This is a genomic window from Streptomyces sp. NPDC030820, assembly GCF_055572075.1.
Genome location: NZ_JBVIEB010000001.1, coordinates 706,309 through 731,338 on the forward strand (window position 1 = coordinate 706,309; position 25,030 = coordinate 731,338).

Below are 25,030 nucleotides of genomic sequence, written 5' to 3' on the forward strand. Positions count from 1 at the left end.
TCGCCTGAGCCCTGCCATGCGCCTCGCGCCACCCCCGCGCCATCCGCCATCCGGGGCAGTGGTGACACCCATGGGCGTCCGTAGCGGTTGAGTCGAACAGGCACATCGCGCCGTACCGGTCTCGGGAACGCCCCGAGCAGGAACGGGCGTTGTGCTGAGAGGGAGCAGCGAGCAGCGGCTCAGGTTGAGGAGAGCGGATGACGCAACAGATCACCGTCCAGGGCACGGTCGCCGAGGGGTTCGAGGCGGTGCGTGAGGAGTTCGCCGCCTTCGTCGCCGGGGAACGGGAGGACTACGAGGGCCAGTTGTGCGCGTATGTGCACGGGCGGCGGGTCGTCGACCTGTGGGCGGGCGCGGAGGCGGACTCGCTGTACGGCGTGTTCTCGTCCACCAAGGGTGCCGCGCATCTGGTGGTCGCGCTCCTGGTGCAGGACGGCACGCTGGAGCTGGACCGCAAAGTGACGTACTACTGGCCGGAGTTCGGCGCCGAGGGCAAGGGCGCGGTGACCCTGAGGGACCTGCTGGCGCACCGGGCGGGCCTGGTCGGGATCGACGCCGGGTTCTCCGCCGAGGAGCTGGCCGACGACCGGGCGATGGCCGAACGGCTCGCCGACCAGAAGCCGTTCTGGCGCCCGGGCACGGCCTTCGGCTACCACGCGCTGGTGATCGGCGCGCTCACCGGAGAGGTGGTCCGCCGGGCCACGGGGCACACGCTCCAGGAGGTGTACGAGGAGCGGGTGCGCGCGCCGTACGGCCTGGACTTCTTCCTGGGGCTGCCCGAGTCGGAGGAGCCCCGCTTCCGCTCGGTCCAGCCGATGCTCCCGACGCCCGAGCAGCAGGCCCTGCTGGACGCCCAGCCGACCGGCCCGCACACCCTGACCTCGATCGCCTTCAACACGCACGTTCCCGAGCCGGGCACACTGACCGACCACGCCAACTCCCGCCTCGTACGGGCCAAGGGACCGGCCTCGGCGGGCGGCGTCGCCTCCGCGCGCGGGCTCGCCACGATGTACGCGGCGGCGATCAGCGAACTGGACGACCGCCCGCCGCTGCTCAAGCCCGACACGGTCGCCGAGGTGGGCCAGATCCACTCCGTGGGCTACGACCTGGTGGCCCGCGCCCACAAGTCGTACGGCCTCGGCTTCCAGGCCACCGCCGACATGTGGCACCCGGTCCTGGGCGCCGGCACCTTCGGCCACAGCGGCGCAGGCGGCAGCCAGGCCTTCGCCGACCCGCGCAGCGGCCTGGCGTACGGCTACACGCGCCGTCGATCGGCGTTTCCGGGCGGGGCGGCACCGGAGAACGACAGGTTCGTGCGCGTGCTGCACCGGGCGGCGGTGGCGCCCTAGGGGCGCGGGGCTGTGTCGATATGCGACTCCGCCGCGATGGGGGTCCCCCCGCTCGAGCGAAGTCGAGAGTGGGGGAGCGACCAGCCACGACGCACCCGTACCCGAAGAAGCACCGCACCCGGCAGACGCCCCCCGCCGAAAAAGAGACCGCACCCCACGTCCAAGGGTGCGGTCTCCGCAGTACGCAACGACGGGCGTCAGACCAGCGTCACGGTGATGTTGCCCCGCGTCGCCTTCGAGTACGGGCACACCTGGTGAGCCTTCTCCACCAGCTCCCGGGCCACCTCGGCGGACACGTTGGGAATGTTCGCCGAGATCTCCACGATGATCCCGAACCCGTCGTCGTTCTTGCCGATACCGACCTTCGCGGTGACGGTCGCCCCGGAGGCATCGGCTCCCGCCTGCCGGGCGACGACCCCCAGCGCGCCCTGGAAGCACGCGGAGTACCCCGCGGCGAACAGCTGCTCCGGGTTCGTGCCGGCGCCGTTGCCGCCCATCTCCTTGGGCGGGTTGACGACGACGTCGAGTCGGCCGTCATCCGTGGCGACCCGGCCGTCCCGGCCGTTCTCGGCGGTGGCGACGGCGGTGTACAGGACGTCGGACTGCGTGATGGGCATGCGTTGTCTTCCTCCTCGGTCCGCCGCGACTCGCGCCCACGATCGGCGGCAGATTTCGGAAAGAAGTTACCGCATGCCGGAAACGCAGTAGAAGCCCTGGCCGGTCAGAGCTTGACGATCATCTTGCCGATGTTGTCGCCGCGCAGCACCCCGAGGAACGCCTCCAGGGTGTTCTCGATGCCCTCGACGACCGTCTCGCGGTACTTCAGCTCGCCCGAGGCGACCCACGGTCCGACCTTCTGGACGAACTCCGGCTGCAGGTCGTAGTGGTCGCCGACCAGGAAGCCCGCCATGCGGCCCCGGGTCTGGATCAGCCGGGCGAGGTTGCGCGGGCCGGGCGCGGGCTCGGTGTTGTTGTAGACGGAGATCATGCCGCAGATCGCGATCCGGCCGCCCTGGCGGAGCGAGTCGATGGCCGCCTCCAGGTGGTCCCCGCCGACGTTGTCGAAGTAGACGTCGATGCCGTCCGGCGCGGCCGCGCGCAGCTGCTCGTTCACGGGGCCGTTCTTGTAGTTGAACGCCGCGTCGAAGCCGTACTCCTCGACGAGCAGCTTGACCTTTTCGTCGGAGCCGGCCGAGCCGATGACCCGCGAGGCGCCGAGCAGCTTGGCGAGCTGGCCGACCTGGCTGCCGACGGCGCCCGCCGCGCCGGACACGAAGACGATGTCGCCCTCCTTGAAGGAGGCGGTGCGCAGCAGTCCGGCGTAGGCGGTCAGGCCGGTCATGCCTAGGACGCCGAGGTACGTCGAGAGGGGCGCGGCCGCGGGGTCGACCTTGACGGCGTTCTTCGCGTCCACGACGGCGTACTCGCGCCAGCCGAAGAAGTGCAGGACGTGGTCGCCGGTCCCGATGCCCTCGGCGTTGGAGGCGATCACCTCGCCGACCGCGCCGCCCTGCATGACCTTGCCCAGCTCGTAGGGGGCGGCGTACGACTTCGCGGCACTCATGCGGCCGCGCATGTACGGGTCCACGGAGAGGTACTTGTTCCGCACCAGCACCTGGCCCTCGCCGGGGGTCGGGACGGGGGTCTCGACGAGGGCGAAGTCCTCGGGCTTCGGCCAGCCGACGGGACGGCTGAGCAGGTGCCACTCACGGTTGGTCATGACAGGGGGCCTTCCTCAAATATTTCAGAACCTGAAACAACCATGCTCCTGAATATTTCAGCCTGTCAAGTAACGCGGTATCCTGGAGAGCATGTCCACCCCATCGAAGACCCGCCGCCCCGACGCCCTGACCATGGAGGTCGTCGAACTGATCGGTGACGTCGTCGCCCGCTTCTACGCGGACTACGAGAAGGCGGCGGGCGAGCACACGCTGACCGGACCGCAGGCCCGGCTGCTCAGCCTGCTCTCGCTGGAACCGCTGCCCATGCGCAAGCTCGCGCAGAAGCTCAAGTGCGAGCCGTCCAACGTGACCGGGATAGTGGACCGCCTGGAGTCCCGGGGTCTGGTCGAGCGCCGCCCGGACCCCGCCGACCGCCGTGTGAAGCTGGCCGCCGCCACGGACGAGGGCGTGCGGATGGCCCAGGACCTGCGCGAAGGTCTCCGCTTCGCCCGCGAGCCCCTCGCCGGCCTGTCGGAGGAGGAACGCCGCTCCCTGCGCGACCTGCTGCGCCGGATGCTGGACGCCTGAGAAGACCCGTGCCGGCCGGCGGAGAGTCGGTAGAGTCTCCGCCATGCGCGATCTTGGGGTGGGGTTCGGGTATCTGCTGAAGGGCCAGCGCTGGATGAGTCGGCACGGCCGGAGTTACGGCTTCGGACTGCTGCCCGGGCTGATCACCCTGGTGCTCTACGCCGCGGCGCTGGTCGCGCTCGCGGTGTGGGGCGAGGACGCGGTGACCGGGGCGACGCCGTTCGCGGACCACTGGTCCAGCCCCTGGCAAGGTCTGTTCCGCGGCCTCCTCACGGCCGTGCTCTTCGCCCTCGGGCTGCTGCTCGCCATGCTGACGTTCACGGCCGCCACCCTGCTGATCGGCCAGCCCTTCTACGAGAACCTGTCGGAGAAGGTCGACGCCGAAACCTCACCCGACGGCACCGTCCCGCGGTCGGACCTGCCGCCGTGGCGCGAGCTGTGGATCTCGGCCCGGGACAGCCTGCGCGTGCTGGTGCGGGCCGCGCTGTGGGGCGTGCTGCTCTTCGCTCTCGGCTTCCTGCCGTTCGTCGGGCAGACCGCCGTCCCCGTGCTCGGCTTCTTCGTCACCGGCTTCTTCCTCACCGAGGAACTCACCGCCGTCGCCCTCCAGCGCCGGGGCGTCGAACTGCGCGCCCGGCTCGCCCTGCTCCGCTCCCGCAAGACCCTGGTCTGGGGCTTCGGCACGCCCCTCGGCCTGGCCTTCCTGATCCCGTTCGTCGCGGTGTTCCTGATGCCGGGCGCGGTCGCGGGCGCCACGCTGCTCGCCCGCGACCTGCTGGGCGAGGAGAACGCCGACGGCTTTGCCGACGAGTCCGAAGAGGAGAGCGCCACCCCGTGACCCAGATACTCGCCGTCGCCGCCATCACGGTCCTCGCCGTGATCGCCCCCGGCGCCGACTTCGCCATGATCGTCCGCAACAGCTATCTGTACGGCCGCCGCACCGGTCTGCTCGCCGCCGCCGGCGTCGCCGCCGGCGTCCTGGTCCACGTCACCTACACCCTGCTCGGCGTCGGCCTGCTGATCGCCTCCTCCACCGCCCTGTTCACGGTGATCAAGCTGATCGGCGCGGCCTACCTCGTGTACGTCGGCATCCGCACCTACCGCACCCGCGGCGAACTGAAGATCGACCTGGCGGACCGCCGTGAGCTGACCCCGTTCGCCGCGCTGCGCACCGGCTTCCTCACCAACGTCCTCAACCCGAAGACGACCCTCTTCGTCGTCTCCACCTTCGCCCAGGTCGTCAGCCCCGACACCCCGCTGTACCAGCAGGTCGGCTACGGCCTGTTCATGTCGCTCGCCCACCTGCTGTGGTTCGGCGTGGTCGCCACGTTCTTCTCGCAGGCCAGGATGCGGGCCCTGATGCTGCGCGGCCAGAAGATCCTCAACAAGGTCATCGGCTCGGTCCTGGCCGGCCTCGGCGTCAGCCTCGCGCTCGCGCCGGCGCACTGAGCCCACGCGCCCGCTTCAGCCCGGGATGCGCCCCGCCGCCTCCCGCAGCGCCGCGACGAAGGCCCGCGCCGCCGTCGTCAGTGAGTGTCCGCGGACCGTCGCCGCGTACACCGCGCGCGGCGGGGCGTCCTCGGCGTGCACCGGCAGCAGGGCGACGTCCGGCCGCACGGACGCGGCGGCCAGCGCGGGCACCAGGGTCATCCCGAGGCCGGCGGCGACGTACCCCTGCTTGGCGGTCCACTCGCCGACGACATGCGCGACGCGCGGCCGGAAACCCAGCCGCACGGCCGCGTCGAGGAGGGTGCCCTCGGGCCGGGAACTGCCGGCGATCCAGTCGGCGTCGGCGAGCCGGGCCAGCCGCACCGGCCCCTCGGCCCGGGCGAGCGGATGGCCGGCGGGTACGGCGACATACAGGGTCTCGTCGAGGAGATGGTGCAGCTCGTACGCCTCCAGCGGGGCGCGGCCCGTCGTCGAGACCACGGCGAGGTCGAGACGGCCCGCCGTCAGCCGGTCCAGCAGGCCGGGGGAGAGGCCCTCCTCGCGCGAGACGCGGACGCGGGGATGACGGGCGCGGAAGGCGGCCAGCGCGTGCGGGACGAGCGCCGCGTCGGCGGTGGCGAACGCGCCGAACCGCAGCCGCCCGCCCGCCGCCGTACGCAGCTCGGCCAGGTCGCGGGCCGCGCCGCGCAGCGACTCGGACACGGCCTCGGCGTACGGCACCAGGGTGCGGCCGGCCTCGGTGAGCCGTACGCCCCGCGGCAGCCGGTCGAAGAGCGGACCGCCGCCGAGGGCCGACTCCAGTGCGGAGATCTGCCGGGACACGGCGGACTGGGTCCAGCCCAGCGTCCGCGCGGCCACGGTGAACGAGCCGTGCCGGGCCACCTCCAGGAACACCCGCAGCCAGACGGTGGACAGGTCGGGCGGCTCGGGGTGCTCGGGGCGCGCGGGATGCTCGTCATGCGAAGTAGGCATGGCAGCGATGCTAGACATTCGCTTGTCGCATTGCGCGACCGAGTCCTAGCGTCGGAGGCATGGAGAAGATCGCTTTTCTCGGGCTGGGGCACATGGGCGCCCCGATGGCCCGCCGGCTGCTTACGGCCGGTCACCCGCTGAGGGTCTGGAACCGCACCCCGGCCCGCGCCGAGCCGCTCGTCGCCGAGGGAGCCACGCGCGCCGGGTCACCGGCGGAGGCGGTGCGGGACGCCGACGTCGTGATCACCATGCTCGCCGGACCGGACGCGCTCACCGCCGTGGCCGACGCCGTCGCACCGGAGCTGCGGCCGGGGACGACCTGGGTCGAGATGTCCACCGTCGGACCGGACGCCGTACGGGACCTGGCCGGCCGGCTGGGGGACGGGGTCGTCCTCGTCGATGCGCCGGTCATGGGCAGTACGGACCGGGCCGCCGAGGGCACGCTCGGCATCCTCGCGGGCGGGGACACGACCGCGGTCGAGCACGTCCTCGCGCAGCTCGGCACGGTCACCCGCACCGGCCCGCTCGGCTCGGGGGCGTCCCTCAAACTCGTCGTCAACACGGCGGTGATCGGCGGTGTCGGCCTGGTCGCCGAGGCGCTGCGGCTCGCCGCCGCGCTGGGCCTGGACGGCGACACCGCCCGTGCGGCGCTGAAGGCCGGCCCGCTCGGCGGCGCGGTCGACCGTGCCTTCGCCGACGGGGCGCTCTTCGCGACCGACCTCGCCGTGAAGGACCTGCGGATCGCCGCGGGTGCCGCCGAACTACCGGTGGCCGCAGCGGTGTTGGAGCAGTTTCGGCAGGCCGCGGCGGACCCCGCAGTGGCCCGCGCCGACATAGCCCGAGCCGCCGCCCACATCATCCGTACCGTCTGAAGGACTCCCCGTGCAGATCACCCTGAACAGCCCCGCCTCCGCACCGCAGCCCCTGAGCCCCTATTACTCCCAGGTGGCCCGCGTCGAACACGCCGACGGCAGCGCCCTGTTGTTCCTCTCGGGCCAGATCGCCGAGGGCGCCACCCTGGCCGAACAGACCCGGGGCGTCTTCGAGACGATCGACGCCCTGCTCAAGGCACACGGCGCGAGCCTCGCGGACGTCATCAACATCCGCACCTATCTGACCGACATCGGCAAGCTCGACGAATACGGCACCGTGCGGCGGCAGTTCCTCACGGGCACCCCGCCGACGAGCATGACCTTCGAAGTGCCGCGACTGTTCCGCCCGGAGGCGCAGGTGGAGGTGGAGGTCGTGGCGGCCGTACAGCCCTCGTGAGAGGAACCGCTCTCAGTCCACCGGCTCGCCCAGCAGTCGCAGGAAGTCCCGGAACGCCCCCGGCATGTCGACCGACTCCGGGTCCAGCAGCCACTGGTACTGCAGGCCGTCCATCACCGCGACCAGCAGTGGGGCGGTGCGCTCGGGGGTGAGGCCGTTCGGCAAGCGGTCGCCGTACTCGGCGCGGAGGACCGCCGCCATGGACTTTCGCACCCGCGCGTACCGCTCGGTGAAATACGAACGCGCCGGATGCCCCTCCGTCACGCTCTCGCCGAGCAGTGCCGAGAACGTCTGGATGATCGCCGGCCGCATCGCGTTGTACTCCACCAGCGAGGCCAGCAGATCCACCCGCCACTGCGTGTCCGGCACCGCGTCCCACCGGTCCCGCTCCTGCAGCACGGCCACCAGCAGGGCGTCCTTGGTGGGGAAGTGGTGCAGCAGGCCCTGCTGGGTGAGGCCGACGCGTTCGGCGACCGCGGCGAGGCTCGCGCCCCGGTAACCGCGCTCGGCGATGACCTCCAGGGCCGCCCCGACGATCTCCGCGCGCCGCTCCTCGCTCCTGACCCTCGCGTTCATGACCTCACCGTACGGTATCCACGCCACCCGAAAATAACGACAAGGTAACGGAACCTACCGCTCTACAGGTAACCCATGCACGATGGAGGCGCGCTGCACCGACGTACACACGAGGAGGCACCGCGATGGCGGGACCCCAGCCCACCCCGGCCGACACGGCCCGCGAGGCGGTCGTCGAGGCCGCTCTCGGCAAGCTCGACCTGGACGCCAAGGCCCGGCTGCTGGCCGGCCAGGACATGTGGACCCTGCCCGCCCTGCCGCAGATCGGCCTGGAATCCCTGGTCATGTCGGACGGCCCGATCGGCGTCCGGGGCGTGCGCTGGACCGCCGACGACCCCTCCGTCGCCCTGCCCTCGCCGACCGCGCTCGCCGCCGCCTGGGACCCCGGCCTCGCCCGCCGGGCGGGGGTCCTGTTCGCCCAGGAGGCCCGGCGCAAGGGCGTCCATGTGCTGCTCGCGCCCACCGTCAATCTGCACCGTTCCCCGCTCGGCGGCCGGCACTTCGAGTGCTACAGCGAGGACCCGTACCTGACCGGTGTCATCGGCGCCGGCTATGTCACCGGCGTCCAGTCCGGCGGAGTCGGCACCACCGTCAAGCACTTCGTCGCCAACGACGCCGAGACCGACCGCTTCACGGTGAACAACCTGGTCTCCGAACGCGCCCTGCGCGAGTTGTACCTGGCCCCGTTCGAGGCCATCGTCGAAAACGCCCACCCCTGGGGCATCATGACCGCCTACAACACGGTCAACGGCACGACGATGACCGAGCACCACTACCTGGTCGACGAAGTCCTGCGCGGCGAATGGGGCTTCGACGGCTTCAACGTCTCCGACTGGACGGCCGCCCGGGACACCGTCGGCGCCATCGAAGGCGGCCTCGACGTGGCCATGCCCGGGCCGCGCACCGTCTACGGCGACGCCCTCGCGCAGGCCGTCCGGGACGGCAAGGTCGCCGAGGCCACCCTCGACGCGGCCGTACGGCGCGTCCTGCGCCTCGCCGCCCGCGTCGGGATCCTGGAGGGCGCCGAGCCCGTCGTCACCGAGCCGCCGGAGACCGTCGACGGAGTCGAACTGGCCCGGGAGATCGCCCGCCGCTCCTTCGTCCTCGTCCGCAACGAGCGGGACGTACTCCCTCTCAAGGGCGGCACCGTCGCCCTGATCGGCGCCGCCGCCCGCGACGCCCGCGTCCTCGGCGGCGGCTCGGCCACCGTCTTCCCGGCCCGGATCGTCTCCCCGCTGGACGGCCTCACCGCCGCCCTCCCCGAGGGCACCCTCACCTACGCCGTCGGCGCCGACCCCGCCACCGAACTCGCCGTCGCCGAGCAGGGGTTCGGCCTCAGGGCCGTCTGCCGAGACACCGACGGCCAGGTCATCGGCACCCGCTCGGCCCCGAACGGCCTGATCCAGTGGATGGGTTCGGACCTCCCCGAGGGCGTCACCCTGCACACCGTCGAGCTCACCGGCACCTTCACCCCGCGCGCGACCGGCCCGCACACCTTCGGTATCAAGGGCATGGGCGCCTTCACGCTCACCATCGACGGGACGACGTACTACGACGACGTCCAGCGCCCCGACAAGGACGACCCCTTCGAGGCCTTCTTCGGCGCCCCCGTGCCCCGCGCCCAGGCCGAACTCACCGCCGGCGAACCGGTGGACGTCTCCCTCACCCACGTCGTCCAGCTCCCCGACGACATCCCGATGAAGGTCGTCACCTTCGCGCTCGCCCACGCCGAGCCGCAGCGCGACGCCGACGAGCTGATCGCCGAGGCCGTCGAGGTGGCCCGCGCCGCCGATACGGCCGTCGTCATGGTCGCCACCACCGACCGCGTCGAGTCCGAGGGCTTCGACCGTACGGACCTCAGGCTCCCGGGCCGCCAGGACGACCTGGTCCGCGCGGTCGCCGCCGCCAACCCGAACACGGTGGTCGTGGTCAACTCCGGCTCCCCGGTGGAACTCCCCTGGCGCGAGGAGGTCGCCGCCGTCCTGCTCAGCTGGTTCCCCGGCCAGGAGGGCGGCGCCGCCCTCGCCGACGTCCTCACCGGCGCCCACGAGCCCGGCGGCCGGCTCCCCACCACCTGGGGCTCCCTCAGCGACGCCCCGGTCACCCAGGTCGTGCCGATCAACGGCGAACTGCCGTACACGGAGGACTTGTTCATCGGCTACCGCGCCTGGGAGAAGGCCGGCCGCACCCCCGCCTACCCCTTCGGCCACGGCCTCGGCTACACCGACTGGACCTACGAGTCCCTGGACGTCGACGGCACCACCGCGCGCATCCGCCTCCGCAACACGGGCGAGCGACCCGGCCGTGAGGTCGTCCAGGTCTACCTCGCCCCGGCCGAGCCCGATCCCCGGCGCCCGGCCCGCCGGCTCGCCGGCTTCGCCTCCGCCGAGGCCGCTCCCGGCGCGAGCGTCGAGGTGACCGTCGCCCTGCCGCGCCGCGCCTTCGAGATCTGGGACGAGACGGCGAACGCGTGGGCGTTTGTGAAGGGTTCGTACGAGATCAGCGCCGGACGCTCGATCGCGGACCGCAGGCTCACCGCGCCGATTAACGTCTGATCCGGGACAAGTCCCCACGAGCAGCCCCGGTCCGGGACCTGACCTCCGGACCGGGGCTCGTCGCCTCCGGGCACGTATGGCAGACTCCCGGCCCGCGAACACCGGAAGACACCGGGCACGGCACGGGGGAGAGACATCGTGTATCCAGGCCAGCAGCAGGGGCCGTACGGCCAGCAGCCGGGGCCGTACGGGCAGCCGCCGCAGTACCAACAGCCTTATCCGCAGCAGCCCTACGCGCCGCAGCAGCCGTATCCGCCACAGGGGTACCCGCAGCAGCCGTACCCGCCCCAGCAGCCGTACCCGCCGCAGCAGGCCGCGCAGGCGCCCGCTCAGCAGGTCGGCGAGGGCCGGATGCGGCTGGATCCGAACCTCACGCCCGCCCAGCGTGATCTGGCGCTGAAGATCCAGGCGAAGTCCAAGCCCATGGCCTACGGCATGGTGCTCGGCATCCCGCTCACCTTCGGCGGAGTCCACTACGGCATCACCGAAAAGCCCCTCGGATTCGTCGCGGCGCTCGCCGGGCTGGCCCTGCTGGGCTTCGGGGTCTTCTCACTGATGCAGATGCAGGCCCTCAAGCGGCAGCTGCGGCTCATCACGGCGGACGCCTGGCGTTCCCCGGCCGCGCATCTGCCCGGCGCCCGCAAGGCCGCCACGCAGGCCGCCTATCTCAACGGCCTGCTGGTCCTGCTGTCCCTCGCCGCGACCGGCTATCTCCTCTACAAGGGCGCCGGCTGGGGTGCGTACGGCAACTCCCTCGGCTTCGGGGCGCTTTCGCTGGGCGCGGCCTTGCCGTTCGGGATGGCGGTGGCCGCCGCGACCACCATTCCGCAGCTGCTCCAGGTGATTCCCGCCGGGGCGAAGGTGGGGCGGAGTCTGTACTCCATCATCTTCGTGCTGGCTACGACGGTCACAGGTGAGGGCATCAAGGGTGGCTCGGTCGGGCCGATCGTCGCCGGGGGTTCGACGCTGTTGATCTGCGGAGCCGCGATGTCCCTGTTGGGCAAGGCCGCCAAGCGGATGAAGGGCGAGACCCTCTAGCGGACCCCGAACCCGTACACCGTCTCCGAGCGGAACACCTCGCCCGGCCCGAGGACCGTGCTCGGGAAGTCCGGGCGGTTCGGGGAGTCCGGGAAGTGCTGGGTCTCCAGGGCGATGCCGTCTCCCGGGGCGAAGGGTTCGCTCAGGTGGTCGGCGGTGTACAGCTGGAGGCCCGGCTCGGTCGTCGCCACGGTCAGGGTGCGGCCGGACGCCGGGTCGTGGAGTTCGGCGACCTCCTCCGGGGTGCCGGTCACGCCCTTGTCCAGGACGAAGTTGTGGTCGTAGCCCGAGCCGACCTTGCGGGAGGCGCGGAAGTCGAACCGGGAGCCGGTGACGTCCTCCAGGGCGCCCGTCGGGATCAGGCCCGCGTCGACCGGGGTGAAACGGGAGGCGGCGAGCCGCAGTTCGTGCCCGCCCGCATGGCCCGCTCCGGCCAGGTTGAAGTAGCTGTGGTTGGTGAGGTTGATCACGGTCGGTGCGTCCGTGACCGCCTCGTAGGCGATCCGCAGCGCGCCGGACGCGTCGAGGGTGTAGGTCGCCGACACCTCCAGGCGGCCCGGGAAGCCCTCCTCGCCGTGCGGGCTCACCCGGCTCAGCCGTACCCCGTGCTCGACGGGCTCCGCACCCCACACCCGCTTGTCGAAGCCGAGCACACCGCCGTGCAGGGAGTTCGGGCCGTCGTTCGGCTCCAGAGCGTAGACCGAGCCGTCCAGCGGGAAGCGGGCGTGCCCGATCCGGTTGGCGTACCGGCCGATCAAGGCGCCGAGGTACGGCTCCGGGTGGGTGAGATAGCCGTCCAGGTCCGGGAAGCCGAGCACCACGTTCGCCGTCCGGCCCTCCCGGTCCGGCACCTGGAGCGACCGCACGATCCCGCCGTACGTCAGGACCTCCACACGTGTCCCGGCGCGCTCCAGCGTCCAGCGGTGGACCTCGGTGCCGTCGGACAGTGTGCCGAAAAGTTCGCTCATGTTGAAAACAGTAGGCGAGGAGTGTTCTAGGCAGCCGGATTGGCGGCGGTGATCGTCCGGTACGCGATCGACGCGAGTCGTGCCTGACCGTTCCTGCTGGGGTGGAACCAGTCCCAGTGGCTGAGCTGGTCGGTGCCGAAGCGGTAGTCGTAGACCGCGTTGTTGTCGAAGCGGCAGCGGCTGTCCCTGGCGCAGACGTCCTTCAGCACCTTGTTGTACTCCACCACCCGCTGCTGCACCCGGTCCCGGCGGAGCACGGCCGCGCTGGTCAGATCGTCGGCGTCGGACAGCATCGACGGGCAGATGCCGAGCTTCCACACCTCTTTGCCCAGCGGACTGGTCCGCCCCTGCGACCACAGCCGCTTCAGGTTCGGCACGCTCGCGACGTAGACCTGGGTCTTCGGCGACGCCTCGCGCAGGGTGCGCAGCGCCTCCTCGAAGTCCGCACGGAAGCCGGCCACCGAGGTCATCGCCCGCGCCGAGGACCGGCAGGCGTCGTTCGCGCCCACCATCACCGTCACCAGCTCCGGTTCGTGCGCCGCCGCCTGCGACATCTGCTCGGGCAGGTCCGCCATCCGGGCACCGGTCACCGCGTAGTTCCAGCTGCGCTCCGCCGCGCCCGTGACCCCGAGCAGCCGCACCGCCAGGCTGTCCACCTGTGCGTCGCTGCCGGTCGCCCAGGACACCTCGGGGCAGTCCGACAGCACCGTGCACGCGTCGAAGCCGCGGGTGATGGAGTCGCCGACCGCGGCGATCGATTCGGGGCTGCGGTTCCACAGCGGCGCGGGTCTGGCCGCACGCGCCTTGGTGCCCTCCGGCGCGGGCGCGCTCCCGCCCCCGGCGTCGCACCCGGCGACGCCCAGCACGGCGGCCGCCACGACGGCGAGAGCGGCTCGCCCACGGCTGCTCGGCTTCCGCATCCCCTGCTCTCCCCTCGTCGTCGAACCCGGTGCCCCCGGGTGTTCGTATGTGCTCCCTCTCATAAGAACGTGCGAGGGTTCCCGACCGGGTGTTCTGGAACGGAGCACCCCCGTACAAGCGTCCCCCTGGGTGAATGGCGGGGGTTTCCTGACGTCGGGACCGACGGTACGTCACCCTCCTTGCACCGCCGCAGGGTAGCCTCGCCATCAACGCGGCCGTCGGGCCGCTGCCGCCAGCCAGTCCGCAAGATGTCCCGCTCTGCCCGGAGGTTCCGGTGACGACACGTGGAGTTCTGTACGTGCACTCCGCGCCGCGCGCGCTGTGCCCGCACGTCGAGTGGGCCGTCGCCGGGGTGCTCGGCACGCGCGTCAACCTCGACTGGATCCGGCAGCCCGCGGCCCCCGGCACCTGGCGCTCGGAGTTCTCCTGGCAGGGCGAGGCCGGTACGGCCTCCAAGCTGGCCTCCGCCCTGCGCGGCTGGCACCTGCTCCGCTTCGAGGTCACCGCCGAGCCGTGCCCGACCGCCGAGGGCGAGCGCTACAGCTGCACCCCCGACCTCGGCATCTTCCACGCCGTCACCGGCATCCACGGCGACATCCTCATCCCCGAGGACCGCCTGCGCGCGGCCCTGACCCGCGCCCAGCGCGGCGAGACCGACCTGGAAGCAGAGATCGCCAAGCTCCTGGGCAAGCCGTGGGACGACGAACTGGAACCGTTCAGATACGCCGGCGAGGGCGCCCCGGTCCGTTGGCTGCACCAGGTGGTGTGAGTCTTCCTGCCTGGATCTTCCGTATCCGGGCATGAGAAAGGGCCCCTGCCGGTCGGCAGGGGCCCTCACTCACGTTCTCAGATCGTCCGGAACGCCAGGACCACGTTGTGCCCGCCGAACCCGAACGAATCGTTCAGCACGGCGATACGCCCCTCGGGCAGCGCACGCGCCTCGTCGCGCACGACGTCCGCGTTGACCTCGGGGTCGAGCTCGCCGATGTTGATGGTCGGCGGAGCCGTGCGGTTGACCAGCGCCAGGATCGACGCCACGGTCTCGATGCCACCGGCACCACCGAGCAGGTGACCGGTCATCGACTTCGTCGCGGAGATCGCCATGTGGTCGACGTCGTCGCCGAACACCTTGCGCAGCGCCTTGATCTCGGCCACGTCACCCTGCGGCGTCGACGTGGCGTGCGCGTTCACGTGCACGACCTCGGCCGGCTTCAGATCCGTGGTGTCGAGCAGGTTCTGCAGCGCGTGCGCGATGCCGTTGCCGGAGGGCTCCGGCTGGGTGATGTGGTGGCTGTCGGCGGAGATGCCCTGGCCGACCGCCTCGACGTAGATCCGGGCGCCGCGGGCCTTGGCGTGCTCCTCGGACTCCAGGACGATCACACCGGCGCCCTCACCGAGCACGAAGCCGTCACGGCCGGCGTCGTAGGGACGGGAGGCGCCCTGCGGGTCGTCGTTGTTCTTGGACATCGCCATCATGTTGCCGAACGCGGCGATCGGCAGCGGGTGGATGGCGGCCTCGGTGCCACCGGCCACGACCACGTCCGCACGCCCGGTGCGGATCATCTCGATCGCGTACCCGATGGCCTCCGCGCCCGAGGCGCAGGCCGAGACGGGGGTGTGCACACCGGCGCGGGCACCCAGCTCGATGCCGACGTTGGCCGCCGGGGAGTTGGGCATCAGCATCGGCACGGTGTGCGGGGAGACGCGGCGTACGCCCTTCTCCTTGAGGATGTCGTACTGGTCCAGGAGCGTCGTCACGCCGCCGATGCCGGAGGCGATGACCGCACCGAGACGGTCGGGGTTCACGGACGCGTCCTCACCGGCCCTGGCGGTGAAACCGGCGTCCTTCCAGGCCTCCTGAGCGGCGATCAGCGCGAACTGCGCCGAGCGGTCCAGCTTGCGGGCCTGCGGCCGGGGGATGATCTCGCCGGGCTCGACGGCGATCTGCGCTGCGATGCGGACCGGCAGGTCGGCCGCCCACTCCTGCTCCAGGAGGCTGACACCGGACGTGCCGGCGAGCAGGGCCTCCCAGAACGAAGCTGCGTCGCCACCCAGCGGTGTGGTTGCGCCGATACCGGTGACGACCACGGTGCGATTGGTCGGGCTCACGGGAATTCTTTCTCCAACGGATGCGGGATTCTACGGCGCCACCGCCGGGTGGCGGGGCCTTGCAGCCTGGGCCTAAGAGGTGACTCAGCCCTGGTGCTTGAGGATGTAGTCGGTCGCGTCGCCGACGGTCTTGAGGTTCTTGACGTCCTCGTCCGGGATCTTCACGTCGAAGCGCTCCTCGGCGGCGACGACGACCTCGACCATGGACAGCGAGTCGACGTCCAGGTCGTCGGTGAAGGACTTGTCCAGCTGGACGTCCTCGGTGGGGATCCCGGCGATCTCGTTCACGATCTCGGCGAGACCGGCGACGATCTCTTCCTGAGTGGCGGCCATGTCAGGCGCTCCTTCTTCGATGTTCCAGACGGTTTGTGGCAAATTGCTACCGTGCCCGATCCCAAGATCCGGCACGGAGTGCCTAGGGGAGGGTAACGACCGTTGCGGCGTAGACGAGACCCGCCCCGAATCCGATGACGAGCGCGGTGTCGCCGCTCTTCGCCTCCCCGGTCGCCAGGAGCCGCTCCATCGCGAGCGGAATCGAGGCGGCCGAGGTGTTGCCGGTGGTGCGGATGTCACGGGCGACCGTGACATGCTCCGGCAGTTTGAGGGTCTTCACCATCGAGTCGATGATCCGCACGTTGGCCTGGTGCGGGATGAAGACGTCCAGCTCCTCCGGGCTGATCCCGGCCGCGTCCAGCGCCTGCTGGGCGACCTTCGCCATCTCGAACACGGCCCAGCGGAACACCGCCTGGCCCTCCTGCGTGATGGCGGGGAACTTGATGTTGCCCTCGCTGTCGAGCGGCAGCTGGGACACGTCGCCGAGCCGGAACCGGTCCCAGGGGACGGTCTGCTTGATCGTCTCGGCCTTGTCGCCCTCGGAGCCCCACACGGTCGGGCCGATCGCCGGCTCCTGCGAGGGACCGACGACGACCGCGCCGGCGCCGTCGCCGAACAGGAAGGCCGTGGCCCGGTCCTCCAGGTCGGTCAGGTCGCTGAGCCGCTCCACGCCGATGACGAGCACGTACTCGGCGGAACCTTCCACCACCATGCCCTTGGCGAGGGTCAGGCCGTAGCCGAAGCCCGCGCAGCCGGCCGAGATGTCGAACGCGGCGGCCTTGTTCGTGCCCAGCTTGTCGGCGATCTCGGTGGCCACGGCCGGGGTCTGGCTGAAGTGCGAGACCGTCGAGACGACCACGGCACCGATCTGCTCGGCGGCGATGCCGGCGTCCGCGATGGCCTTGCCGGCCGCCTCGATCGACATCGCGGCCACGGTCTCCTCGGGACCGGCCCAGTGCCGGGTCTCGATGCCGGAGCGCGAGCGGATCCACTCGTCGGACGAGTCGATCTTCTCCAGGATCACCTCGTTGGGCACCACCCGGGTCGGCCGGTAGCCGCCGACACCGAGGATGCGCGCATACGGGGCGCCCTTGCTGGGCTTGATCTTCGCCATGTACGGCTCCTTAGGCGCCGGCGTGCTCAGTGATGAGCGCGCGGGCCGCGTCGAGGTCGTCGGGGGTCTTCAGGGCCAGCGTCGTGACGCCGGGCAGCGCCCGCTTGGCCAGTCCGGTCAGCGTGCCGCCCGGGCACACCTCGATGAGCGCGGTGACGCCGAGCTCCTTGAAGGTCTCCATGCACAGGTCCCAGCGCACGGGGTTGGCGACCTGGCCGACCAGCCGCTCCAGCACCTCGGCGCCGGTCGCGACGGCCCGGCCGTCCTTGTTGGAGACGTAACGGACCTTCGGGTCGGCCGGGTTCAGCTCCGCGGCGGCCTTGGCCAGCGTCTCGACGGCGGGAGCCATGTGGTGGGTGTGGAAGGCGCCGGCGACCTTGAGCGGGACGACCTTGCGGACGCCCTCGGGCTTGTCGTCGTTCAGCGCGGCCAGCTGCTCCAGCGTGCCCGCGGCGACGATCTGGCCCGCGCCGTTGATGTTCGCCGGGGTCAGGCCCAGCTTCTCCAGATGCGCGACGGAGGTCTCGGGGTCGCCGCCGAGCAGCGCCGACATGCCGGTCTCGGTGACCGCGGCGGCGTCGGCCATCGCCAGCCCCCGCTTGCGGACCAGGCCCAGCGCGGCGGTGTCGTCCAGGACGCCCGCGAAGGCGGCGGCCGTGATCTCGCCCACGCTGTGACCGGCCACGGCGTCTGGTGCAGTGTCACCCAGTGCCGCGGCGGACAGGATCCCGGCGGCGACCAGCAGCGGCTGGGCCACCGCGGTGTCACGGATGGCGTCGGCGTCGGCCTGGGTGCCGTAGTGGGCCAGGTCCAGTCCGATGGCGTCCGACCAGGCGGCGACGCGGTCGGCGGCGCCGGGCAGTTCGAGCCAGGGAGTCAGGAAGCCGGGCGTCTGGGCGCCCTGGCCGGGAGCGACGAGTACGAGCACTCTCACACTCTCTCTTGGGGACGGCCACGGCCGCCCGTGGGGACAGGGACGAAGAACACGAAGGGCTTTTGTGGGCCCCCGACAAAACCCTATGCGGGGGTCTCGCCGTCGGCCAGACGCCCCAGGATGAGCGCGATCCGCAACGTGAACGCGGATCGTACATCCGACGGCGACCAACCGGTGACGTCTGTCACACGTCGGAGCCGGTAGCGCACGGTGTTCGGGTGAACGAAGAGCATCCGGGCCGCGCCTTCCAGGCTGCTCGCCTGCTCCAGATAGACACTCAGGGTTTCCAGCAGCGCCGAACCGGCTTCTTCGAGAGGTCTGTAGATCTCCTCCACCAACTGCTCGCGGGCGCTCGGATCGCCCGCGATGGCGCGCTCCGGCAGGAGATCGTCCGCCAGCACCGGCCGGGGTGCGTCCTGCCAGGCCGAACACGCCTTCAGGCCCGCGGCGGCGGCCTGTGCGGAGCGGGTGGCGGCCAGCAGATCGGGTACGACGGGCCCCGCGACGACCGGCCCCGCGGCATAGGGCCCGATGAGCGACTTGGCGACGGCGAGCGGATTGGCACTACCCCCCGCGATGACGACGAGCCGATCCCCGAGCACCCCGGTGAGCACCTGCAGTTTGGCGTGCCGGGCGGCCCGCCGGATCGCCTCGACGGTCAGTTCGCTGTCCCCGTCGGGCGCGGTCCCGAGCACGACGCACACATGCTCCGGCGAGTTCCAGCCGAGCGCGGCGGCCCGGCTGACGGCCCCTTCGTCGGCCTCTCCGCTGAGTACGGCGTTGACGACCAGCGACTCCAGCCGCGCGTCCCAGGCACCGCGTGCCTCGGCGGCCTGCGCGTAGACCTGCGCGGTGGCGAAGGCGATCTCCCGGGCGTACACGAGCAGCGCCTCCCGCAGCACGCTCTCGTCACCGGGCGCGGCCACCTCGTCGATCGCCGACTCCATGACCTCGATGGTGGTCCGCACCATCTCCACGGTCTGCCGCAGCGTGATGGCCCGGGTCAGCTCGCGCGGCGCGGTGCCGAAGACATCGGTCGAGATCGCCTGCGGGGCGTCCGGGTGCCGGAACCACTCGGTGAAGGCCGCGATGCCCGCCTGGGCCACGAGCCCGATCCAGGAACGGTTCTCCGGGGGCATGGCCCGGTACCACGGCAGGGTCTCGTCCATCCGCGCGATGGCCTGCGCGGCGAGAGACCCGGAGGACTTCTCCAGCCGCCTGAGGGTCGCCGAGTGCGGGTGGGCGTCGCGTGCGTGGTGATCGGCGTGGGGCTCGCTGCTGCGGGATTCGGGTTCGGGCACGGGACAAGACTGCCTTATCCGGGCGCCGGCGTGCTCCGCCGGGTCATGCTTGCCGGTGCGGGGACGGTGGCCTGTGCCGCAGCTCACCAGGGCTCGGCCCGGCGGGGTCTACCGTTGTGCGCGTGATGGACGTACGGCGCGCGGACGAGCGCTATCCAGGGGGCGAGCCCGAGGCCGGGATCGAGTCGTGGCACTCCTTTTCCTTCGGGCCGCACTACGACCCCGACAACCTCCGCTTCGGCGCGATCATCGCCTGCAACGAGGAGCGGCTCGCACCCGGTGCCGGCTTCGACGAACACCCGCACAGCCACACCGAGATCGTCACCTGGGTCGTCGAGGGCGAGCTGACCCACCGCGACTCCACCGGGCGCGAGACGAAGGTCCGCGCCGGTGACGTCCAGCACCTCAGCGCGGCGGCGGGCGTCCGCCACGTGGAGCGCAACGACGGGTCGTCGCCGCTCACCTTCATCCAGATGTGGCTGGCGCCGCGGGATCCCGGCGGGGAGCCGTCGTACGAGATCATCCCGGGGATAGCCGACTCCACGCCGTACGCGGTGCCGGAGGCGGGGGCCATGCTGCACATACGGCGACTGGCGGCGGGGGAGCGGACGGCGGTGCCGGACGGGGCGTACGCGTATGTACACGTCGTACGGGGTGCTGTCCGGCTGGGGGAGGAGCGACTGGACGCAGGCGACTCGGCCCGGATCGCAGACGCGAGGGGCCTGGAGGTGGTGGGGATGACGGCAACCGAGCTGCTGATGTGGGAGATGGGCGGGTAGGGGGCGGCCTCAGCCCCGCAGCTCCGCCAGCACCGCGTCCGTGAACACCGGCCACGCCTCGATCGCCCAGGGCCCGAACGCCCTGTCCGTCAGGGCAGCGCCCGCAACTCCCGCATCGGGGTCGATCCACAGAAACGTACCGGACTGCCCGAAATGTCCAAAGGTGCGTGGGGAGGACGAACTCCCCGTCCAGTGCGGCGACTTGGAGTCGCGGATCTCGAAGCCCAGCCCCCAGTCGTTCGGGTTCTGGTGGCCGTACCCGGGCAGCACCCCCTTCGTCCCCGGGTACTGCACGCTCATCGCCTCCGCGACCGTCCGCGGATCCAGCAGCCGCGGCGCCTGCACCTCCGCCGCGAACCGCAGCAGGTCGGCCACCGTGGACACCCCGTCCTTCGCCGGGGAGCCCTCCAGTGTGGTGGACGTCATGCCCAGCGGCTCCAGCACGGCCTGCCGCAGATACTCGGCGAACGGAATGTCCGTCGCCTTGGCGATGTGGTCCCCGAGCTGCTCGAAGCCGGCGTTGGAGTAGAGGCGGCGCTCACCGGGAGGCGCCATCGCATTGTGCTCGTCGAAGGCCAGCCCCGAGGTGTGCGCGAGGAGGTGGCGGACGGTCGAGCCGGGCGGCCCGGCCGGCTCGTCCAGCTCGATCGCGCCTTCCTCGTACGCGACCAGCGCCGCGTAGGCGGCCAGCGGCTTGGTGACCGAGGCGAGCGGAAAGCGGTGCCCGACGGGACCGTGCGTCCCGAGGACGGTCCCGTCGGCTCGCACGACACCCGCCGCCGCGGTGGGGACGGGCCAGTTCTCGATCGACGCCAAGCTGTTCAGGCTGTTCAACGACATGCTCCCGAGCCTATGCGGCTCACAGCAGCAGCCGCATCGACGGGTCCGGGTCCCGCTTGAAGCCGAGCGAGGCGTACAGCGGCTCGGCCTCCGGGGAGGCGTTCAGCAGCACATGGCCCGCGCCGCGCTCCCGGAACCAGGCCAGCAGCTCCTCCATGGCCGCGCGCGCGTACCCGCGCCGCCGGGCGTCCGGGTCGGTCGCGACGCTGAAGACGTGCCCGACCCGCCCGTGCGGATTGCCGGCCTTGCCGATGCGGTACTCCAGCGTCCCGACCACCAGCGCGGCCAGCGTCCCCGGCCGGTCCGGATGGTCCACGACGAAGGCGACGAAGTCACCGTCCCGCTCGGTCAGCCGCTTCCGCAGCGTCGGCAGCGACTCGGCATGCCAGTCCGTCGACCCGCCGCCCTCCCCGCTCCACATGGAGTCGATCATCACCTGCCGCAGACGCAGCAGTTCCTCGGCATCCTCGGGCAGCGCCCGGCGTGCAAGACTCATGTGCCGCACGCTAGCCAGGCGCCCCGGCCCGCGTCCCCGGATTTCTTACCGAATCCGCTTGCTTGGAGTGCACTCCAACCCCATAGCGTGGGGGCCATGACGGTGATGCAGACCACGCCAGCCGACACCGCACGCACGGCCCCCGCAGACATCTGCGCCGCCCCACCCAGACGCCATCCACGCCCCGACGGCCAGGACCGCTACACGATCAGCGAGGTCGTCGCCTTCACCGGCCTGACCGCGCACACCCTGCGCTGGTACGAGCGGATCGGCCTGATGCCGCACGTCGACCGCTCGCACACCGGTCAGCGGCGCTACAGCAACCGCGACCTGGACTGGCTGGACTTCGTGACCAAGCTGCGGCTGACCGGCATGCCGGTGGCGGACATGGTCCGGTACGCGGAACTGGTCCGGGAGGGCGAGAGCACCTACGGGGAACGGCGGGACCTGCTGGAGTCGACCCGCCAGGACGTGCTGAACAGGATCGCCGAACTGCGGGACACGCTCGCCGTACTCGACCGCAAGATCAGCTTCTACGCGATGGAGGGGACCACGCGATGACCGACGCCAGGATTCCGACCGTACGGCTCGGCGAGGACGGGCCGGAGGTGGGCGTACAGGGCCTCGGCTGCATGGGGATGAGCTTCGCGTACGGCCCCACCGACGCCGGCCAGGCGCGCGCCGCGCTGGAGCGGGCGCTGGAGCTGGGCGTGACGCTGTACGACACGGCGGACGCCTACGGCGCGGGTGAGAACGAGCGCTTCCTCTCCCCCTTCTTCACGGCGCACCGGGACGAGGTGGTCATCGCCACCAAGTTCGCCCTGTCGATCCCGGAGGACGACCCGACCAAGCGGATCATCCGCAACGACGCGCCGTACATCCGCGAGGCCGTCGAGGCCAGCCTGAAGCGGCTCGACGTCGATGTGATCGACCTGTACTACATGCACCGCCGCGATGTGAACGTCCCCATCGAGGAGACCGTCGGCACGATGGCGGAGCTGGTCCGCGAGGGCAAGGTCAAGCACCTCGGGCTGAGCGAGGTCACCGCCGACGAGCTGCGCGCCGCGCACGCCGTGCACCCGATCGCGGCCGTGCAGTCGGAGTGGTCCCTGTTCAGCCGGGACATCGAGGCGAAGGTCGTACCGGCCGCGCGGGACCTGGGCGTCGCCCTGGTGCCGTACTCGCCGCTCGGCCGCGGCTTCCTCACCGGCTCCTTCACCAACGCCGAACAGGAGCTCACGGCCGACGACTTCCGCCGTCAGCAGCCCCGCTTCACCGGCGCCAACGCGACTGCCAACGCGGCCCTCCTGGAGCCGATCCGCGCGATCGCCGAGGCCCACGACGCCACCCTCGGCCAGATCGCCCTGGCCTGGGTACAGCAGCGGGCGACGATCGACGCCCTGCCGGTGATTCCGATCCCGGGCACCCGCAAGCCGAACCGGGTGGAGGAGAACGTGGCGGCGACGGCGATCGTCCTGACGGACGAGGAACTGTCCCAACTGGAGCCGATCGCGGCGAAGGTGGCAGGTGCCCGGTACGCGGACATGGCGTTCACCTCCGCGGGCCGGGAGTAGCTCAGAGCTCCGCCAGCAGCTCGGCCTTCTTGGAGGAGAACTCCTCGTCGGTGACCAACCCGGCCTGGTGCAACTCCCCGAGATGCCGGATCCGTTCGGCGATGTCCGCCGGGTCGCGCCGGGACGGGGCCGGTACCGCAGGTACCGGCCCCCGCGTGCGTACGGCCGCCAGGACCGCCGCGGCGAAGGGCAGTGACTCGTGCACCGGCCCGTACCCCAGCCCGAAGACCACGGCCGCCGGATCCTGATCGGGCTGCGGGAACGCGTCCGAGCCACAGTCACGGCGAACCAGCCGCAGATGTCCCTCGAACACCTCCGGCGACCGCCACTCCACCCCGCTCAGCTGTGTGACCGGAAAACTCTGGTCGCCGGCCTTCCACTTCGCCGAGGACGCCCCCGTCCACGACCAGCGGAACTGCACGGCCGTACCGTCGAAGCTCGCCTTGCCGTCGTACGCCTTGAACGACAGCGGTGCCTCGGGCGCCGCCACCAGATGCCGCTCGGTGGACCCGGACTCGGTCAACAGGCCCTTCAGTTCGTCGGCGTAGTACTCGGCGAGCGTCTCCCGCTCGGCCGGCAGCACCAACCGGTACGGATCGGAGCCCTCCTTCAGCTGCCCGGCGGCCGCCTCCATCAGCGGATCCGCGCCGACGCGCGGCAGCAGCCGCAGCACGACGGTGCCGCGTCTGCCCGGGGAGAGCGTCACGCCCTCGACCGCGGACAGCGGGACCCGTCGCTCCCCGAGTGCCTGGAAAAGCTTCGGTGTTCGAATCCCCCGTTCGTAACGGATGAGCACGGAGTCGGACTCGAACTCCCAGACGGCATGAAAACCCGCCAGTACGTCACCCATGCGGCTCATCGTATGCGGCACGTGCTCCTCCGTCGCCACCCGCGCAGACCGCACTTCCTGCTGTTTCTACGCGCGTCCGGCCGTGGTGCTGCCGGACACACCGGCCCGGCACAGGTCGTTCTCGCGTGCGCACGTCACCGCGTCGTACGCCCCGACGGCCACGTCGGCGAGGTTGCGCAGGCTGTCCGTGCCCGGTTGGAAATAGCCGGCGTGGCCCTGCGCGTTCCGGGCGGACAGCACGCGCGCACCGAACGCCGAGGACACCGGATCGGCGCCGTGCCCGAGGCCGCCGAGCTCCAGATACGGCACGTCCTGGATCCAGTCGCTGGCGTCCCGCATGGCCCACACCCGGGCCGTGGTGTCCAGGTGGGAGGCGCTGGAGACCCGCATGCCGGGGCTCGCGGCCACGGCTATGTCGGTCACCCGGCGCGGCATGGCGTGCGCGGCCACCCCGCAGACCACGGAGCCGTAGCTGTGGCAGACCGTCGTCACCGGGGCACGGCCGGGCAGGCCGCCCAGCAGTGCGTTCAGCCGTACGGCACCCTCCGCGGCGCGCAGCCCGGTGGCCGCGTCCACGCCGAGGCCGTCCGGGGCGGTGTAGTCGGCCCAGGCGATCACGGCCGTACGGGTCGTGGGGCCCTGCGCGCGCTCCGCCGCGTACAGCGCCTTGGCCATGCCGACCGGGGCGGTGTACTGGCGGTTGGTCTTCTGGAAGGTCAGCAGGTCGGTGTCGACACCGGGGACGACGACAGAGATCCGCTGCGCCTGGTCCAGGTTCCCGAACACCTCCGCGATACGGCCCGAACCCTCGGGGTCGAAGGCCAGGATCTGCCTGCCGGGGTTCGTCAGGGCCTCGTAGCGGTGCATACGACGGCCCGCGTCCTGCTGTCCGGCCGCGCTGAGCCGGCTGTCGTGCATGCGTTTCTTCTCGACCCTGCGTTGCTGCTCCAGCGCGATGTGGTTGGCGCGGTAGCGCAAGGTGACGGGGGCGCCGTTCATGTTGCCGACCGCGAGCGGGTAGCGGCGGGCGAGACGGCTGCGGTCCTCGGGGGAGAGGGACGCGAAGAAACGGCTGAGCAGGGACGGCGCGGCCTTGGGGTCCGGCAGATGAAGGCCGTGGATCCTGCCGTGCTCCCACTTGGTGAGCGAGGCCTGCAGTGCGGTCGACTCCCTGTGGCTGTGCAGGGCGGTCCAGCCGGTGGTCGCGAGCATCACGAACACCACGGCCAGCGCCAGCAGTGCGCGCCAGACGTTCAGTTGCGGGGAGGTGTCGAAGGAAGTCACTGGGAGGACACACTAGGAGAACGGGAGGGTCTCGGGGTAACCGAGTGACAGGTATCACGTTTCGCTAGGC

Annotated in this window: 27 protein-coding genes; 12 read left to right on the plus strand and 15 right to left on the minus strand. The window is 71.4% G+C overall.

The window, feature by feature from the left end; genetic code table 11:
- The first annotated feature begins 197 nt into the window (after window positions 1-197).
- Window positions 198-1,349 carry a serine hydrolase domain-containing protein gene (locus ACZ418_RS03150; RefSeq protein ID WP_468356059.1) on the plus strand — a complete coding sequence of 384 codons (1,152 nt, stop codon included), beginning with the start codon at window positions 198-200 and terminating at the stop codon, window positions 1,347-1,349.
- A 197-nt stretch (window positions 1,350-1,546) separates the two neighbouring features.
- Here ACZ418_RS03150 and ACZ418_RS03155 read toward each other — a convergent pair whose 3' ends face one another.
- Together ACZ418_RS03155 and ACZ418_RS03160 are read right to left on the minus strand one after the other, a co-directional pair.
- A complete protein-coding gene (locus ACZ418_RS03155; RefSeq protein ID WP_468356062.1) occupies window positions 1,547-1,966 on the minus strand; it encodes an organic hydroperoxide resistance protein in 420 nt (139 codons plus the stop codon).
- Between the two features lie 104 nt (window positions 1,967-2,070).
- Window positions 2,071-3,069 (minus strand): NADP-dependent oxidoreductase, encoded by a 999-nt coding sequence (locus tag ACZ418_RS03160; RefSeq protein ID WP_468356065.1) that lies wholly within the window; start codon window positions 3,067-3,069, stop codon window positions 2,071-2,073.
- Between the two features lie 91 nt (window positions 3,070-3,160).
- Between ACZ418_RS03160 and ACZ418_RS03165 the strand changes: the two genes are divergently transcribed.
- Genes ACZ418_RS03165 through ACZ418_RS03175 form a run of 3 tightly spaced genes read left to right on the plus strand, consistent with a single transcriptional unit; the run spans window position 3,161 to window position 5,047 of the window.
- The gene (locus ACZ418_RS03165) at window positions 3,161-3,598 is read left to right on the plus strand and encodes a MarR family winged helix-turn-helix transcriptional regulator (protein ID WP_450980966.1); all 438 of its coding nucleotides are present in this window, start codon (window positions 3,161-3,163) and stop codon (window positions 3,596-3,598) included.
- Between the two features lie 43 nt (window positions 3,599-3,641).
- The gene (locus ACZ418_RS03170) at window positions 3,642-4,436 is read left to right on the plus strand and encodes an EI24 domain-containing protein (RefSeq protein WP_468356069.1); all 795 of its coding nucleotides are present in this window, start codon (window positions 3,642-3,644) and stop codon (window positions 4,434-4,436) included.
- Window positions 4,433-5,047, plus strand: a complete 615-nt coding sequence (locus tag ACZ418_RS03175; protein WP_468356072.1) for a LysE family translocator — start codon at window positions 4,433-4,435, stop codon at window positions 5,045-5,047. The genes ACZ418_RS03170 and ACZ418_RS03175 overlap by 4 nt, the downstream gene beginning before the upstream one ends.
- Window positions 5,048-5,062: 15 nt before the next feature.
- On the opposite strand, the gene ACZ418_RS03180 is transcribed toward ACZ418_RS03175, so the two are convergent.
- Window positions 5,063-6,019: a LysR family transcriptional regulator gene (locus ACZ418_RS03180; RefSeq protein WP_468356075.1), complete on the minus strand. Its 957-nt coding sequence runs from the start codon at window positions 6,017-6,019 to the stop codon at window positions 5,063-5,065.
- A 59-nt stretch (window positions 6,020-6,078) separates the two neighbouring features.
- On the opposite strand from ACZ418_RS03180, the gene ACZ418_RS03185 reads away from it, so the two are divergent.
- Both ACZ418_RS03185 and ACZ418_RS03190 read left to right on the plus strand, forming a co-directional pair.
- Window positions 6,079-6,891 (plus strand): NAD(P)-dependent oxidoreductase, encoded by an 813-nt coding sequence (locus ACZ418_RS03185; protein WP_468356078.1) that lies wholly within the window; start codon window positions 6,079-6,081, stop codon window positions 6,889-6,891.
- A 10-nt stretch (window positions 6,892-6,901) separates the two neighbouring features.
- The gene (locus tag ACZ418_RS03190) at window positions 6,902-7,288 is read left to right on the plus strand and encodes a RidA family protein (RefSeq protein ID WP_468356081.1); all 387 of its coding nucleotides are present in this window, start codon (window positions 6,902-6,904) and stop codon (window positions 7,286-7,288) included.
- Between the two features lie 12 nt (window positions 7,289-7,300).
- Here the strand turns inward: ACZ418_RS03190 and ACZ418_RS03195 are convergent, their stop codons facing one another.
- Window positions 7,301-7,882 (minus strand): TetR/AcrR family transcriptional regulator, encoded by a 582-nt coding sequence (locus tag ACZ418_RS03195; RefSeq protein ID WP_468356872.1) that lies wholly within the window; start codon window positions 7,880-7,882, stop codon window positions 7,301-7,303.
- A 107-nt stretch (window positions 7,883-7,989) separates the two neighbouring features.
- On the opposite strand from ACZ418_RS03195, the gene ACZ418_RS03200 reads away from it, so the two are divergent.
- Window positions 7,990-10,419 (plus strand): beta-glucosidase, encoded by a 2,430-nt coding sequence (locus ACZ418_RS03200; protein WP_468356084.1) that lies wholly within the window; start codon window positions 7,990-7,992, stop codon window positions 10,417-10,419.
- 138 nt (window positions 10,420-10,557) lie between these two features.
- Window positions 10,558-11,457, plus strand: coding sequence for a hypothetical protein (locus ACZ418_RS03205; RefSeq protein ID WP_468356087.1), 900 nt, complete (start codon window positions 10,558-10,560; stop codon window positions 11,455-11,457).
- Here ACZ418_RS03205 and ACZ418_RS03210 read toward each other — a convergent pair.
- Entirely contained in the window at window positions 11,454-12,425 is a 972-nt protein-coding gene (locus ACZ418_RS03210) for an aldose epimerase family protein (protein ID WP_468356090.1), read from the minus strand. The two genes, ACZ418_RS03205 and ACZ418_RS03210, sit on opposite strands and share 4 nt — an antisense overlap.
- A 26-nt stretch (window positions 12,426-12,451) precedes the next feature.
- On the minus strand, window positions 12,452-13,345 hold the full coding sequence (locus ACZ418_RS03215; protein WP_468356093.1) for an SGNH/GDSL hydrolase family protein: 894 nt from the start codon (window positions 13,343-13,345) through the stop codon (window positions 12,452-12,454).
- Between the two features lie 275 nt (window positions 13,346-13,620).
- On the opposite strand from ACZ418_RS03215, the gene ACZ418_RS03220 reads away from it, so the two are divergent.
- Window positions 13,621-14,115, plus strand: a complete 495-nt coding sequence (locus tag ACZ418_RS03220) for a DUF3145 domain-containing protein (RefSeq protein WP_468356096.1) — start codon at window positions 13,621-13,623, stop codon at window positions 14,113-14,115.
- A gap of 77 nt (window positions 14,116-14,192) precedes the next feature.
- Here ACZ418_RS03220 and fabF read toward each other — a convergent pair whose 3' ends face one another.
- The 5 genes from fabF to ACZ418_RS03245 all read right to left on the minus strand — a co-directional run bounded on the left by fabF (window position 14,193) and on the right by ACZ418_RS03245 (window position 19,137).
- On the minus strand, window positions 14,193-15,455 hold the full coding sequence (gene fabF / locus ACZ418_RS03225; protein WP_468356098.1) for a beta-ketoacyl-ACP synthase II: 1,263 nt from the start codon (window positions 15,453-15,455) through the stop codon (window positions 14,193-14,195).
- 84 nt (window positions 15,456-15,539) lie between these two features.
- Entirely contained in the window at window positions 15,540-15,788 is a 249-nt protein-coding gene (locus ACZ418_RS03230) for an acyl carrier protein (protein ID WP_135785772.1), read from the minus strand.
- Window positions 15,789-15,870: 82 nt separating this feature from the next.
- A complete protein-coding gene (locus ACZ418_RS03235) occupies window positions 15,871-16,902 on the minus strand; it encodes a beta-ketoacyl-ACP synthase 3 (protein ID WP_468356101.1) in 1,032 nt (343 codons plus the stop codon).
- 10 nt (window positions 16,903-16,912) lie between these two features.
- A complete protein-coding gene (locus ACZ418_RS03240) occupies window positions 16,913-17,830 on the minus strand; it encodes an ACP S-malonyltransferase (protein ID WP_468356104.1) in 918 nt (305 codons plus the stop codon).
- 89 nt (window positions 17,831-17,919) lie between these two features.
- Complete coding sequence (locus ACZ418_RS03245; RefSeq protein ID WP_468356107.1) at window positions 17,920-19,137, minus strand: PucR family transcriptional regulator; 1,218 nt, start codon at window positions 19,135-19,137, stop codon at window positions 17,920-17,922.
- 125 nt (window positions 19,138-19,262) lie between these two features.
- On the opposite strand from ACZ418_RS03245, the gene ACZ418_RS03250 reads away from it, so the two are divergent.
- Window positions 19,263-19,916 (plus strand): pirin family protein, encoded by a 654-nt coding sequence (locus ACZ418_RS03250; protein WP_468356875.1) that lies wholly within the window; start codon window positions 19,263-19,265, stop codon window positions 19,914-19,916.
- A 9-nt stretch (window positions 19,917-19,925) separates the two neighbouring features.
- On the opposite strand, the gene ACZ418_RS03255 is transcribed toward ACZ418_RS03250, so the two are convergent.
- Window positions 19,926-20,756, minus strand: a complete 831-nt coding sequence (locus ACZ418_RS03255; protein WP_468356110.1) for a serine hydrolase domain-containing protein — start codon at window positions 20,754-20,756, stop codon at window positions 19,926-19,928.
- A gap of 19 nt (window positions 20,757-20,775) precedes the next feature.
- Window positions 20,776-21,252 carry a GNAT family N-acetyltransferase gene (locus ACZ418_RS03260; RefSeq protein ID WP_468356113.1) on the minus strand — a complete coding sequence of 159 codons (477 nt, stop codon included), beginning with the start codon at window positions 21,250-21,252 and terminating at the stop codon, window positions 20,776-20,778.
- A 96-nt stretch (window positions 21,253-21,348) separates the two neighbouring features.
- Between ACZ418_RS03260 and ACZ418_RS03265 the strand changes: the two genes are divergently transcribed.
- Entirely contained in the window at window positions 21,349-21,813 is a 465-nt protein-coding gene (locus ACZ418_RS03265) for a MerR family transcriptional regulator (RefSeq protein ID WP_468356116.1), read from the plus strand.
- A complete protein-coding gene (locus tag ACZ418_RS03270) occupies window positions 21,810-22,826 on the plus strand; it encodes an aldo/keto reductase (RefSeq protein ID WP_468356119.1) in 1,017 nt (338 codons plus the stop codon). The genes ACZ418_RS03265 and ACZ418_RS03270 overlap by 4 nt, the downstream gene beginning before the upstream one ends.
- A 1-nt stretch (window position 22,827) precedes the next feature.
- Here the strand turns inward: ACZ418_RS03270 and ACZ418_RS03275 are convergent, their stop codons facing one another.
- Window positions 22,828-23,676 carry a DUF4429 domain-containing protein gene (locus tag ACZ418_RS03275; RefSeq protein WP_468356122.1) on the minus strand — a complete coding sequence of 283 codons (849 nt, stop codon included), beginning with the start codon at window positions 23,674-23,676 and terminating at the stop codon, window positions 22,828-22,830.
- Between the two features lie 66 nt (window positions 23,677-23,742).
- Window positions 23,743-24,960, minus strand: coding sequence for an alpha/beta hydrolase (locus tag ACZ418_RS03280; protein WP_468356125.1), 1,218 nt, complete (start codon window positions 24,958-24,960; stop codon window positions 23,743-23,745).
- Window positions 24,961-25,030: the final 70 nt, after the last annotated feature.